At 73.3% G+C, this 12,170-nt stretch carries 15 protein-coding genes; 7 read left to right on the forward strand and 8 right to left on the reverse strand.

Annotated features, from left to right (window positions below):
- Window positions 1-12: 12 nt before the first annotated feature.
- The 8 genes from PSU4_RS08580 to PSU4_RS08615 all read right to left on the reverse strand — a co-directional run bounded on the left by PSU4_RS08580 (window position 13) and on the right by PSU4_RS08615 (window position 6,014).
- The gene (locus PSU4_RS08580; protein ID WP_147104618.1) at window positions 13-408 is read right to left on the reverse strand and encodes a hypothetical protein; all 396 of its coding nucleotides are present in this window, start codon (window positions 406-408) and stop codon (window positions 13-15) included.
- Between the two features lie 253 nt (window positions 409-661).
- Complete coding sequence (locus tag PSU4_RS08585; protein WP_186816818.1) at window positions 662-967, reverse strand: DUF732 domain-containing protein; 306 nt, start codon at window positions 965-967, stop codon at window positions 662-664.
- Window positions 968-1,163: 196 nt separating this feature from the next.
- Window positions 1,164-1,790 carry a DUF6907 domain-containing protein gene (locus PSU4_RS08590; protein WP_147104624.1) on the reverse strand — a complete coding sequence of 209 codons (627 nt, stop codon included), beginning with the start codon at window positions 1,788-1,790 and terminating at the stop codon, window positions 1,164-1,166.
- Between the two features lie 206 nt (window positions 1,791-1,996).
- The gene (locus PSU4_RS08595; RefSeq protein ID WP_147104627.1) at window positions 1,997-3,082 is read right to left on the reverse strand and encodes a protein rep; all 1,086 of its coding nucleotides are present in this window, start codon (window positions 3,080-3,082) and stop codon (window positions 1,997-1,999) included.
- Window positions 3,083-3,608: 526 nt separating this feature from the next.
- Entirely contained in the window at window positions 3,609-4,724 is a 1,116-nt protein-coding gene (locus tag PSU4_RS08600; RefSeq protein ID WP_147104629.1) for an FtsK/SpoIIIE domain-containing protein, read from the reverse strand.
- A complete protein-coding gene (locus tag PSU4_RS08605; RefSeq protein ID WP_147104632.1) occupies window positions 4,721-5,101 on the reverse strand; it encodes a hypothetical protein in 381 nt (126 codons plus the stop codon). Before PSU4_RS08605 ends, PSU4_RS08600 begins: the two co-directional genes overlap by 4 nt.
- Before the next feature lie 80 nt (window positions 5,102-5,181).
- Complete coding sequence (locus tag PSU4_RS08610; RefSeq protein ID WP_147104635.1) at window positions 5,182-5,553, reverse strand: hypothetical protein; 372 nt, start codon at window positions 5,551-5,553, stop codon at window positions 5,182-5,184.
- A 104-nt stretch (window positions 5,554-5,657) separates the two neighbouring features.
- Window positions 5,658-6,014: a hypothetical protein gene (locus PSU4_RS08615; RefSeq protein WP_147104638.1), complete on the reverse strand. Its 357-nt coding sequence runs from the start codon at window positions 6,012-6,014 to the stop codon at window positions 5,658-5,660.
- A gap of 131 nt (window positions 6,015-6,145) precedes the next feature.
- Here PSU4_RS08615 and eccCb point away from each other — a divergent pair, with 131 nt between their 5' ends.
- From eccCb to rpsI, 7 genes are all read left to right on the forward strand, one after another.
- On the forward strand, window positions 6,146-8,536 hold the full coding sequence (gene eccCb / locus PSU4_RS08620) for a type VII secretion protein EccCb (protein WP_246115004.1): 2,391 nt from the start codon (window positions 6,146-6,148) through the stop codon (window positions 8,534-8,536).
- Entirely contained in the window at window positions 8,533-9,585 is a 1,053-nt protein-coding gene (locus PSU4_RS08625; protein WP_186816819.1) for a type VII secretion-associated protein, read from the forward strand. Before eccCb ends, PSU4_RS08625 begins: the two co-directional genes overlap by 4 nt.
- A gap of 99 nt (window positions 9,586-9,684) precedes the next feature.
- Entirely contained in the window at window positions 9,685-10,182 is a 498-nt protein-coding gene (locus tag PSU4_RS08630) for a GNAT family N-acetyltransferase (protein ID WP_147104644.1), read from the forward strand.
- Window positions 10,183-10,259: 77 nt separating this feature from the next.
- The gene (locus PSU4_RS08635) at window positions 10,260-10,571 is read left to right on the forward strand and encodes a WXG100 family type VII secretion target (RefSeq protein WP_147104646.1); all 312 of its coding nucleotides are present in this window, start codon (window positions 10,260-10,262) and stop codon (window positions 10,569-10,571) included.
- A 25-nt stretch (window positions 10,572-10,596) separates the two neighbouring features.
- Window positions 10,597-10,884: a WXG100 family type VII secretion target gene (locus PSU4_RS08640; RefSeq protein ID WP_147104649.1), complete on the forward strand. Its 288-nt coding sequence runs from the start codon at window positions 10,597-10,599 to the stop codon at window positions 10,882-10,884.
- Window positions 10,885-11,097: 213 nt separating this feature from the next.
- On the forward strand, window positions 11,098-11,541 hold the full coding sequence (gene rplM / locus PSU4_RS08645) for a 50S ribosomal protein L13 (RefSeq protein ID WP_147104652.1): 444 nt from the start codon (window positions 11,098-11,100) through the stop codon (window positions 11,539-11,541).
- Entirely contained in the window at window positions 11,538-12,161 is a 624-nt protein-coding gene (rpsI, locus tag PSU4_RS31185) for a 30S ribosomal protein S9 (protein ID WP_147104654.1), read from the forward strand. The genes rplM and rpsI overlap by 4 nt, the downstream gene beginning before the upstream one ends.
- Window positions 12,162-12,170: the final 9 nt, after the last annotated feature.

Raw genomic sequence — 12,170 nt, forward strand, 5'->3', positions numbered from 1 at the left:
TGGCTGCGTTACTCAGGACGTCGAGAGCCGCAGGAGCAGCGCTCCCCACGAGTAGCTGATCGCCAGAGCGCGTTTCTGGCAGATCGAGTCCTGGACGGTGCCGGCCCCGTCAGGGAGCGCGTACCCGCTGTAGCAGCTCGCCTTCCCGTACGACTCGCCGACATCGATCACCAGGTCCGCAGTCTCGCGGAGATCACCGGAGGGCACCTCGCCCCGGATGTCGAGCGCGAGCCGCGCCATCTCGGTGAACGGGCCCGCGCAGACGCCGCCCCTGCTGGTGAGGGTCTCCTGCTGCTTGCACGTCTCGTAGCGCGCCTGGATCGGCTCGGCCTGCGCCAGGTACCTCCGGCCGAGTGTGGTCGGCCCGGTCGTCGTTGCTGCCGCGGTTCTGGCCGTCGTCGGAGACACTGTGGTCGGGCTTCCCGGGGTGGACGTCGCGCACCCGGACAGCGCAACCGCGACGAGCAGAGCAAGCGGGCCAATGAGCAGGGAGCGGCGCACATCCGACGATTCGGCCCCGGGCTGCCGGGTGTTACGGATACGCTGCCGCGCGGGCGGTCGGCTTCCTAGGACGTGCTGACTGTCCCGTGCTCGGCCCCGGACGTGAGCGTGAGCTTGCCGCCGGGGCCGAGTTGCGTTCGCCATCGTGGCGCTGGTGGGCTCAGCTGCCGGGGAACAGGTCAGGGCACAGGTTCCGTGTCGCGGAGAGGAAGACGCTGTCGGGCCAGCCGAGGTCCTTCGCCGACATGAAGGTGACGACCTCACGGTCCTCGGGCTTGAGGTTCTTCGCTGCGTCGCAGAGGGCGTGCCCCCGCTCGAGGTACTTGTCGGGGTCGCTGAGCGTGATCTCGGAGCCCGACTTCTGGACGTCGGCGAGGAACGCCTCCTCGGCCGGGGTCTTCCCGCCACAGCCGGCGAGCAGGAACAGGACAGCCGCCGCAGCGGGGACGATCGTGAGGCGACGCACGAACAATGAATCGGTCCCACACGGTCACGCGTTACGTCTCGAACTACCGGGGTCGGCCCGTACGGGGATGCGGCGGGGGTCGGATGCCGGCGAGGTTGGTCCTCGCCAGCATCCGACGGCGACCCGGGGCGTGAGCGGAACAGTCTTCCGCTCGTCGTCAGCCCCCGGTCGGGCTGCGTGTCCACCGGCCCGTTCCTCACGCCTCCGCGCAGAGCTTCAGCGCCTCGCCGACGGCCTCGTGGACCTTGACCATCAGATCGGCCGGGGCTCCGGCGTGGTCGACTCCCTCGACGACCACCTCGGGACCGTCCTGCCGGACCGCTCCGTCCGCGCTGATCCACGTGATCTGTTGCAGCCCAACGGAAACGGCGCCCGTCTGGAGGGTCCACCGCTTGTGGGCGATCATGCGGTCACCGCTGCCGTCGTCGACAGCATCGATTCCGCAGCGCGTCAGGTCGCACCACGAGGGATGGGGCGGTTCGCCCGCAGACGCCGCGGCGGCAACGAACAGCTCCCCGGCCTGCCGGAGGGCGTCGGCCAGTTCACACGCCTGCTGTCCACTGAGGTGCGTGTCACCGACGTCGCCGCGGAGCCGCAGGAACACTCCCCGGCTGGAATGGGCGTGCGACCCGTCGTCGCCAGAGAGCACGACGTGGTCGACCCACACGGTGCCTACCGCCGTTGTGACGTCGGCAGATCGGTGGAACGTCGTGACCTCGTGGGCTCGCACCTCGGTCCCGCCGTGGTTGGCGCACCAGTCCGGGCAGGGCGCGGTGTGGATCGCGGGGAGCGACGCGACGGGCTCGTCGTCGAGCACGGTCATGAGGAGCATCCTTTCGGGGTGTTCGCCCGCATCGGGGGATCACGGGCGAAGTCGGGGAACAGGCTGTCGGGGTTACGCGCTGTCCGCGTGTCGTTGCGCTGTGTCGGCCCAGCTATTGGCCAGGGACGGACGGGCCAGGAGCACGTGTGCCACCTGGGTGTTGATCGGGGAGATCGGGGGAGAGCGCGCTACTCGCTGCGGGTAGGTCACCCCGTTTCGACGTGGCGCCGGTGCTGGTCGGTGAGACGGGTCGGGGCGTACCAGTCGACGCCGCGCTCGGTGAGCCAGCGTCGGGCCGCGTCGGGGCCGGCGGTCTCGGTCACGGACAGGAGTTCGGTTGCGCGAGCCTTGACCGCCCGCCAGCCGTCGCGGGTGATGACCGCGACGTCCTCCCCGTCCAGGTCATCGGCGGCGATCTCGTCGTCGGTGCGTTCCTCACCGAGCCCGGCCGCCTCCCGCAGATCGTGGCGACCGGTCGACCAGGTCAACATCTTGCGGCCCTTCACCGCGCGCTCATACTCGCGCAGGCGGACACGGGCGGTCTGGTCAACCGTGAGGACGTGCTGGCCGTTCGCCGGGTTCTCCCACCGCTGCGGCGCGAGCGCGTCCCGCATCAGTTCCCGCGCGGTGCGGTTGCCGCCACGGGCGGACTTGGTGACGCCGAGCGTGGCCTCCGCAGCGATGCCCTTGGTGACGTACTTCGCCCACGCCCGAACCGAGCCGAACGACCGGCCGGCACCCGCATCCGGATCGAGGTGCTGCACGTCGAGACCGTGCTCCCGAGACGGTGCGGGCATCCCGGCCTTCACCAGGCCCGCCGACCAGCGCGAGAACATGCCCTCGACCACGTGCTCGACCATGTCATCCGACGGGCGGGCGGAGAACACAATCACCGCGTGGAAGTGCACGTGCCACCCGTTCTCCGGGGACTCGGTGATCTCCAACGCGCGCGCGTAGCCGGCGAACCCGGACGCCGCCTTGTCGTCCTGCCAGCGCCGACCCGACACCACCGCCCGCCAGCCCCTGCCTGCGGCGGTCAAGCACTGGTCGAGGCCGTGGCCCCGGTGATGGCGCATCGTCACCGTCACCAGAATCGCCCACCCGCCGGCGGCGATGTGATGCGCGAGTACCGATTCGAGTTCCGCCGCGCGAGCAGCCGCGATCTTGGTGGAGCACTCCGGGCACAGCCACACGTTGCCGCAGTGGAACAACCCGCCGAACCCGGCGACGCTGCCCGTCGCACCCGTCGAGGACTCCGCCGCGGTGCCGGTGGCGTCGGTGACCCGCAGCACGACCGACCCGTCCTCGCGGGCACCTGCCCGGCCACACGAACGGACCCGTCGGGACTCGGTGAACCCCCGCATCGCGCGGCGGAGATCCCAGCGCTCACCCCGTGCGGTGTCCCGGGCTGCCTGCCGCTGTGCCGGATCGGAACGGTCCACCTTCCCGGGCTTGCGGTCCCTCAGCGCGAACCACTCACCTGCGACGGAAGCACTGTGCGTGATATTGCCAAGGGGCTCGCTGCGCTCGCCCTCGGCCGCGCCAGCGCCTTCGGCGCGCGCGGCCGCTGCGGCCCGCTCGACCATGCCCGTCACGGCATGCCTCCGGCGGCCGCTGCGCGCGGGGCGTCCTCGCTCCGGACGGGGGGAGCTCCCCGACCGCCGTTTCGGCCCCGGAGGGCAGCACGGCCGCCGCGCGGGCCGCAAGCCGGGCAGGGTCGGCCGGCGGCTGAGATGGAGGGTGCGGCCCACACGACGACCGCGCAGGCGCAGGCGCGCCGAAACGACGGACGGGGAGCAGGGGAGAGCCGCAGGGGGCTCACGCGGCATCCCGGGTGGTTCCGGTGACGACCGCGGCGTACTCGGCGTAGCCGCCCAGGAACGGGCCGCGGACCCGGGCGAGGGGGCGGCCGGGCCAGGTGCACAGCGCGATCCCAGGCGGCGCGGAGACGTGCTCCACGGCGAAGGTCTCCGCGTCGGAGTGCAGTAGACCGAGGGAGTCACGGGAGTCCACCCGGAACGACAGCCGGCCCGCGCACTGCGCCCGCTCAGCGGCCCCCACGATCGTCGCTTCGGCCCGTTGCGCGGCGAGGATGACGCGGTGCCCGACCTTGTGGGCCTCGGCGAGCAGACGGGCGACGAGGGCCCGCACGCGCTTCCCCTGCTTCGGGTCCGTGGCGTCGAGGGCGCGGAGCAGGGCCGGCCACTCGTCGAGCACCACGACCCGCAGCGACCACTCGTCGCCGATCGGTAGGACGTCGCGGTCGGGCGGCATGGCGGCGAGTCGGGCGTCGAGGTCGGCGACCAGGTCGGCGAGGACGGCCTCGACGCGCACGAGGTCACCGAGCCCGAGGACCTGGCGGTGGGCGTGGTGGGTGCTGGTGAACGGGCGCAGCGTGATCCCGGACGGGTCGACGCCGGCCACCTCGACGCGCGGGTCGCGGGCGAGCTGTGCCAACAGCGCGTAGAGCCACGTCGACTTCCCGGACCTCGTCTGCCCCTGGACGATCACGTGGGGCAGGTCGACCGGGTCGACGCGTAGCTCGCCGCCGTCCTCCCCGCGCCCGATCAGCACCCCGGGGCCGTCGACGAGGGGGAGCTCCGCGGCGAGGGGGTCGGCGAGGAGCAACGCCACTCGCACGTATCCGGGCCTGTAGGGGCGGACACGGGCCGCGGCCACGCCCATACCCTCGGCGATGCGGGGCGCGACCGCGGCGACGTCGTCGGGGACCTGGCCGGGCAGCAGGCGGACGGTCAGGACGATCGGGCCGGCCTCGCCGATGATCCGGACGTCGCACACGGTCGGGCCGCTCGTGTAGGCGATCCCGGCCGCGGACGCACCCGACCGTGCGGCGTCGGTGCCCTCGATCGTGGCGCGCCAGCGGTCGACAAGTTCGGCGACGGCGACGGCCCACGGGTCGTGTGCGCGGCTCATGCGGCCCGCCGGTGATCGCGTGCGGCGCCGAGGTCGACGACGTCGGCGAGCGGGGCGTCGTCATAGCCGCCGAGGTTGTCGCGCCAACGGTCCGCGACCAGACCGGCCAGGTAGTTCGCGAGCGGGGTGCCGTCGTCGGGTGGTCGGCTGGTCGGTTGTGCGTGCAGGACGGTGCGGGTCATGACCATGCCGCGCCGGTAGCGCGGGTACACCAGGGCAGCGGCGAGGCCGAACGCGACGGCGAGGCCCAGCAGGGTCATCACGGCCGAGTTGGCGCCCCATACCCAGACGGCGAGGTCGACGGTCCAACCGAGGGTGCGACCACCGGTGAACGCGGCGGCGAGGAGGTAGAGCAGGGCGAACGAGAGCACGATCACGGGGTGTTCCTCTCAACGAACGGGAACGCCCCCGCCCCGGCCGTGGTGACCAGGTACGGGGGCGTTGACGTGGTTGCTGGTCAGGCGGCGGCCGGCTGCTGCTTGCCGCCCTGGCCCTCGATCCCGTCCGCGCGCATCGACAGCGCGACACGGTTGGTTCCCTGGGCGACGTAGGGGACGGCGACGAGGTTGACGAACTTGACCGGCTTCCACTTGTCAGTCCGCGGTTCGTCGTGGGAGGCGACCTTGACCCCGACGACCTCGGCGCGGTCGGAGTCCTCGTCGTCGACCAGGACGTCGACCGTCCACAGCGGGACGCCGTTGTCGTCGGTGGCCTGGTTGCCGGAGCGGCGGCGGGAGCCGTCGGAGAGTTCGACGTACTCGGCCCGACCTGCGGCCTTGCCGGTGCCGATGAACTGGACGCGGGAGGTGTCGACGGGGATGGCGCGCATGGCTGTCTCCTGGTGTGAAGGTGTGGGTGTTCGACCGCCGGGCGTCGGCGGACAGGAAGGGGCCCGAGAGACGGGCAGGGTCGAGCCAGGGGGAGCGGGCCAGGTCAGGCCGGCGGCCGGGCGAGAGCTACCTCGACCTCGTGAACGGCCAAGCCCATCGCGGCCGCGACGTCGTCGAGACTCACCCCATGACGGAGCGCCTGCCGGGCGGTGCTCCACCGCAGGCCGAGCAGACGGGACGCGACCGCGTCGCCGATGGCGAGGTGTTCGAGCAACATCGCGTGGACGGCCGCGCCGGGCTGGGGTTCGCCGAGGCCGTGCTCGACGTCGACGAGCGCCAGGAGCAGGGCAGTCCACCGCTCGATCAGGGCGCTGATCGACTCGCCTTCGGGGACGTCGGACGGTCGCGTCACGGGGCGCGGCGTCTGGTCGTCGCCGGGGGTGCTGGGTACAGTGCTCATCGGGTCTCAGCCGCCTCTTCACGGTTCGAGATCAAGTCCCCGGGACGGTGCTGCTAACACCGACCCGAGGGGCGCGCAATTAAAGTGCGCTTCACTCCCGGTCTGGGAAGTCGGAGCTGCTGCGCACCCTCGTGCTCGGCCTCGCCACCACGCACAGCCCCGCCGACCTCAACCTCGTGCTCGTCGACTTCAAGGGCGGCGCGACGTTCCTCGGGCTGTCGGCGCTGCCGCACGTCTCGGCCGTCATCACCAACCTCGCCGACGAGCTGACCCTGGTCGACCGCATGGCCGACGCCCTGGCCGGGGAGATCACCCGGCGCCAGGAGCTGCTGCGCGCCGCGGGGAACCTCACCGGCGTCGCCGAGTACGCCGCCGCCCGCGCCGCCCGCCCGGACCTGCCGCCGCTGCCCGCGCTGCTCGTCGTCGTCGACGAGTTCTCCGAGCTCCTCGCGCAGCGGCCGGAGCTGATCGACCTCATGGTCATGATCGGGCGCCTCGGCCGCTCCCTGGGCCTGCACCTGCTGCTGGCCTCGCAGCGGCTGGAGGAGGGGCGGCTGCGGGGGCTCGAGTCGCACCTGTCGTACCGGATCGCGTTGCGCACCTTCTCCGCCGCCGAGTCCCGCGCGGTCCTGGGTGTGCCCGACGCGCACCTGCTGCCACCGGTACCGGGCGCGGCGTTCCTGTCCGACGGCACCGGCGAGCTGGTGCGGTTCCGCTCGGCGTACGTGTCCGGGAAACCCGCCGACACCCCGGTCGCGCGCGGGTCGGCGCGGCGGCCGGTGCTGTTCGGCACCGGGATCGTGCCGGAAACCGCCACCGATCCGATCCCTGGTGACGACTCCGACGACGCGACCGTCCTCGACGGGTTCATCGCCGCCGCCGACGGGCTCGGGCCCGCCGCCCACCGGGTCTGGCTGCCACCGCTGGCCGAACCACCGCCCCTCGACGAGCTCGGTGCATCCGCACCGGCCCGGCTCAGCGCCGTGATCGGCGTCGTCGACCGGCCCTACCAGCAACGACGCGAACCGTTGGCCGTCGACCTGTCCGGCGCGGCGGGCAACGTCGCGGTCGTCGGCGGACCCCGGTCGGGCAAGTCGACCGCGCTCGCGACGCTCGTCCTCGCGCTCGCCCGCACCCACACGCCGGCCGACGTGGGCGTGTACGCCGTCGACCTCGGCGGCGGCGCCCTCGCGCAGCTCGCCGGGCTCCCGCACGTCGGCACCGTCGCCGACCGCGGCGACCCGGATCTGGTGCGGCGCACCGTCGCCGAGGTCGCGGGACTCGTCACCCGCCGGGAACGGCTGTTCCGCGACGCCGGGCTGACCTCGGTCGAGGCGTTCCGGGCCCGGCGCGCGGCCGGCGGCTTCCCCGACGAGCCCGCGACCGACGTGCTGCTCGTCGTCGACGGGGTCCTGGCGCTGCGGACGGAGTTCGAGGAGGTCGAGGCGCGGCTGCAGGGCATCGCGGCGCAGGGCCTCGGCTACGGGGTGCACGTCGCCGTCGGCGCGGGCCGGTGGAGCGAGCTGCGGCCCGCGGTGAAGGAGCTGCTCGGCACCCGCATCGAGCTGCGGCTCGGCGAACCGGGGGAGTCCGAGATCGACCGACGACGCGCCGCCACCGTTCCCACCCGCCCCGGGCACTGCCTCGCCCCCGACGGCGGTGCGGCCGTCGTCGCGGCACCGTGGACGTCCGCCCTCGACACCGCCGGCCTGGTCGCGGCTCTCGTCGGCGCCGGTGCCGCACCGGGGGTGCCGCCGATCCGGACCCTGCCCGAGCGGATCGACCGCGCCGGCCTCCCCACCGGTCGTCCGGGGCGCCTGCGGCTCGGACTCGACGAGGACGGCCTCGCGCTCGTCGACCTCGACCCCGCCGCCGAACCCCACCTGCTCTGCTTCGCCGACGCCGAGAGCGGCAAGACCGCGCTCCTGCGCCTGCTCGCCGCGGAGATCGCCACCCACCACACCCCGCAACAGGCACGCATCGTCGTCGCCGATCCCCGCCGCGGCCTGCTCGGCGCCGTCCCCGGCGCCCACCTGCTCGCCGCACCCTCGACCCCCGACGCCATCGCCGAAGCCGTCCGCGACATCGCGGAGTCGTTGCGCCACAGGCTTCCCGGGCCCGACGTCACGGCCCGCGAGCTGCGCGAACGCAGCTGGTGGACCGGCCCCGACGTGTGGCTGCTCGTCGACGACTACGACCTCGTCGCCCCCACCGGATCCGGTGCGCCGCACCCGCTGCTGCCGCTGGCCGAGTTCCTGCCGCAGGCCAAGGACGTCGGCCTGCACGTCGTCGTCGCCCGCCGCTGCGGCGGCGCCGGGCGCGCCCTCTACGACCCGGTGCTCGGTCGGCTGCGCGAGCTCGGCGCACCCGGGCTGGTGATGAACGGCAGCCCCGACGACGGCGCGCTCGTCGACACCGTGAAGCCCGCGCCCATGCCGCCCGGACGCGCGATGCTCGTCGACCGCCGCCGCGGTGCCCGCCGCATCCAGCTGGCCTGGCTCGCGCCCGAGCCCGACGCGTGAGCCTGCGCGTGGCGGTGCACCCGAGTCCGACGACGACCCGGGTGGCGGTCGCCGACCCGCAGCCGCGGCTCGTCGCCGAACTGCCCGGCCACGTGCGCCCCGAGACCGCGGTCGCGCTGCTGTTCGGCCGGCCGGTGACGCCGACGGTGGTCGGGCCGGGCGGGGTGCCCGTCGCGGTGGCGGTCGGCGGGGCGCCGCAGCGGATCGTCGTCGACCTCTCGTCCCCACCGGCGGAGGTGTCCGTCGTGGACGGTGGTCGGGTCGTCGCCACCCGATCGTCGGCGCGGGTCGTCGACGCCGTGGTGGCGCTCGCGCAGCAGCAGCCCGTCGCGGAGGTGGTGCTCGTCGGCCGGGATCCGCGGCTGGCCACGCGGCTCGACGCGGCCTGTCGCGCTCACCGCGCACCCCCGGTCCGGGTCGCCGCCGCGCCCGTGGTGCTCGGTGCGGCCGTGACCGGCGAGGCGGCACCGGAGTCCGTTGTGGACGACGTTCCGAACCTGCTCCCGGCGCCGCGGCGGTGGGCGGCGTCGACAGTGGTTCCCGGCGTGCTCCTCGCGGCGCTCGGCGTCGTCGCGGCCCTCCTCCTGCCCACCCCCGCGGCGCGCACCGAACCCGCCGGGCAGCTCGTGCAGTACGGCTACCGGTTCACGCTCCCCGCCGGCTGGGCCCACACGGGAGCGCTGCCCGAGCGGCGACGGACCGTCGTCACCCCGGTCGCGGCGCCCGACGGGATCGAGCTCGTCGCCGTCGAACGCACCGACCTCGGCTACGACGCGGGCCTCGAACCCGCACGGGCCACCGCCGACCTGCGCGCCGTCTACGACGACGCCCTCGCCGCGGGCGAACGCCTCGACGGGTTCGCGCCCGGCCGGGCCGGGGGTCGCGACGTCCACACCTACCGGCAGACGCTCGCCGACGGCATCGTCGACTGGACGGTCGTGCTCGACGGCACCGCCCAGCTCAGCGTCGGCTGCCGGCACGGCCCGGTCCCGTCACCGTCGCTGGTGGCGGCGTGCGCGGGCGTCGTCACGTCGGTGGGCCGCGCCTGACGGCGCGACGCCGCCGAGTTCGACAGGAGACTGCCGGGGCGGGCGTCGACAGCAGTCCCACGTCGAGCTCGGCGGTGCGGGGTCACGCAGGATGGGCCCGTGGAACGTCTCGATCCCGTCGTGCTCGACGTGCGGGTGCACGACTACACCGACCCGGTCGTCGCGGAGCTGGTCGAGGAGGTGCAGGGCGAGTACGTCGTGCGTTACGGCGACCGCGACCTCACGCCCGTCGACCCCGCCGAGTTCCGGCTCCCGCGCGGGTTCGTGCTCGTCGGCTGGTGCGAGGGGGTGGCGGTCGGGTCGGTCGCGATGCGTGCCGCCGCGCAACCCGGCGTGGCGGAGATGAAACGGCTCTACGTCCGCGCGTCGCACCGGCGGCGTGGTCTGGCCCGGCTGCTGCTGCACGCCGCCGAGGACCGCGCCCGCGAGGCCGGGTACACGCGCATCGTGCTCGAGACCGGGGTCCGGCAGCCGGAGGCCATCGCGCTCTACGAAACCGAGGGCTACACACCCGTCGCCGGTTTCGGCTACTACGCCGACATGCCGTCGAGCCGCTACTTCGGCCTCGATCTCACCGGGAGTCGTTCGCGCCGGTGAACGGCTTCCGGTGAACCGCCACGCCGACCCCGTCCGGCCTGCGACGGTGGGCGCCCCACAGAAGGAAGGGCGCACACATGTCAGGTGGATACGGGACCAGTACCGCGGAGATGCAGCGGGCCGGTCGGCACGTCCTGGAGGTGAACGACCAGGTACAGGCCGACCTGTCGGCACTGCGCAACGGGTTGATGCCGCTCGCCGGTGCGTGGCGGGGTGAGGCGGCGACGGCGTTCACCGGGCTCATGGCCCGCTGGGACGCCGACGCCCGCAAGCTCGGCGAGGCGTTGCAGGCGATCGGGACGGCCGTGCAGGGCTCGGCCGCGGCCTACCAGCGCCAGGAGGACGAGCAGGCCGCCGGCCTGTCCGCGATCCGGTCGGCGCTGGGCTGATCGGCACCGGACTGAAGGGGAGACGATGTCGGAGATCAAGGTCGCCTTCGGTGAGCTGGGCGCGGCCCAGCAGAACGTGGCGGGCACCGCGCAGCGCATCAGCACCACGCTCGACGAGCTCAAGCGGTTCCTCGCGCCGATGGCCGCGACGTGGGAGGGGCAGGCCGCGACCGACTACCGGGCGCGGCAGCGGCAGTGGGACACCGCGGCGGCCGACCTGGCGTCGGTACTGAGCCGGATCGGGGTCGCGCTCGGCGCCGCGAACGACAACTATCAGCAGGTCGAGCAGGCGAACGCGCGCCGCTGGCAGTGAGCTGCGACAGACCCGGGGGACCCGCCGTCCGACGGGGAGGGGGGCGTTTTGACCCTCCTCGAAGGCGGCGGGTACCCTCGACAATCGATGTGCGGCGGGCGAGCCGCCGCCGTTCCGTTTCAGGAGCGGTGCGCTCGCCCCCCGGGGTAGCCCTCAGGTCAGCCGCACCCAGCGACGACAGGCATCCCGAGCCGAGAACGACGAGGTACATCCGTGTCCACGTACAGCCCGAAGCCCGGCGAGATCACGCGCGCCTGGCACGTGATCGACGCCAGCGACGTCGTCCTCGGCCGGCTCGCCACGCACGCCGCGACGCTGCTGCGGGGCAAGCACAAGCCGACGTACGCGCCGCACATGGACACCGGTGACTTCGTCATCATCGTCAACGCCGAGAAGATCGCCGTCTCCGGCAACAAGCGCGACGACAAGTTCGTCTACCGCCACTCGGGCTTCCCGGGCGGCCTCAAGCAGCGCTCGGTCGGCGAGATGATCGAGAAGCACCCGGACCGTCTCGTCGAGAAGGCCATCAAGGGCATGCTTCCCAAGAACCGGCTGGGCCGCGCCATGGCCAAGAAGCTGAAGGTCTACGCCGGGCCGTCGCACCCGCACAGCGCGCAGAAGCCGCAGGCCTTCGAGATCACCCAGGTCGCGCAGTGACCGACCCGAGCAACGAAGAGGGACAGCACGTGACCAGCCCTGAGTCCGAGGGCGTCGACGAGACCGTCGCCGCCGAGGAGACCGCTGTCGACGAGACCGCCGACGCGGCCGCTGTCGACGAGACCGCCGCGGAGGAGGCCGCCGTCGAGGAGGTCGCCGCCGAGGACTTCGCCGCGGACGACGACTTCGCTGCCGACGAGTCCTTCACCGTCGACACCCCGGACGTCCTCATCGACCGGCCCATCCAGACCGTCGGCCGCCGCAAGGAGGCTGTCGTCCGGGTGCGTCTCGTCGCCGGGTCGGGCCAGTTCACCCTCAACGGCAAGCCGCTCGAGGTGTACTTCCCGAACAAGCTGCACCAGCAGCTCATCCGCGAGCCGCTCGTTCTCCTCGAGAAGAGCGAGCGCTTCGACATCTTCGCCAACCTCCACGGTGGCGGCATCTCCGGCCAGGCCGGTGCGCTGCGCCTCGCGATCGCGCGTGCGCTGATCGAGGCCGACTCCGAGGACCGCCCGCCGCTCAAGAAGGCCGGCTTCCTCACCCGTGACGCCCGCGCCACCGAGCGCAAGAAGTACGGCCTCAAGAAGGCCCGCAAGGCGCCTCAGTACAGCAAGCGCTGACGTACACCC

This window comes from Pseudonocardia sulfidoxydans NBRC 16205 (assembly GCF_007989085.1).
GTDB classification, from domain to species: Bacteria; Actinomycetota; Actinomycetes; order Mycobacteriales; family Pseudonocardiaceae; genus Pseudonocardia; species Pseudonocardia sulfidoxydans.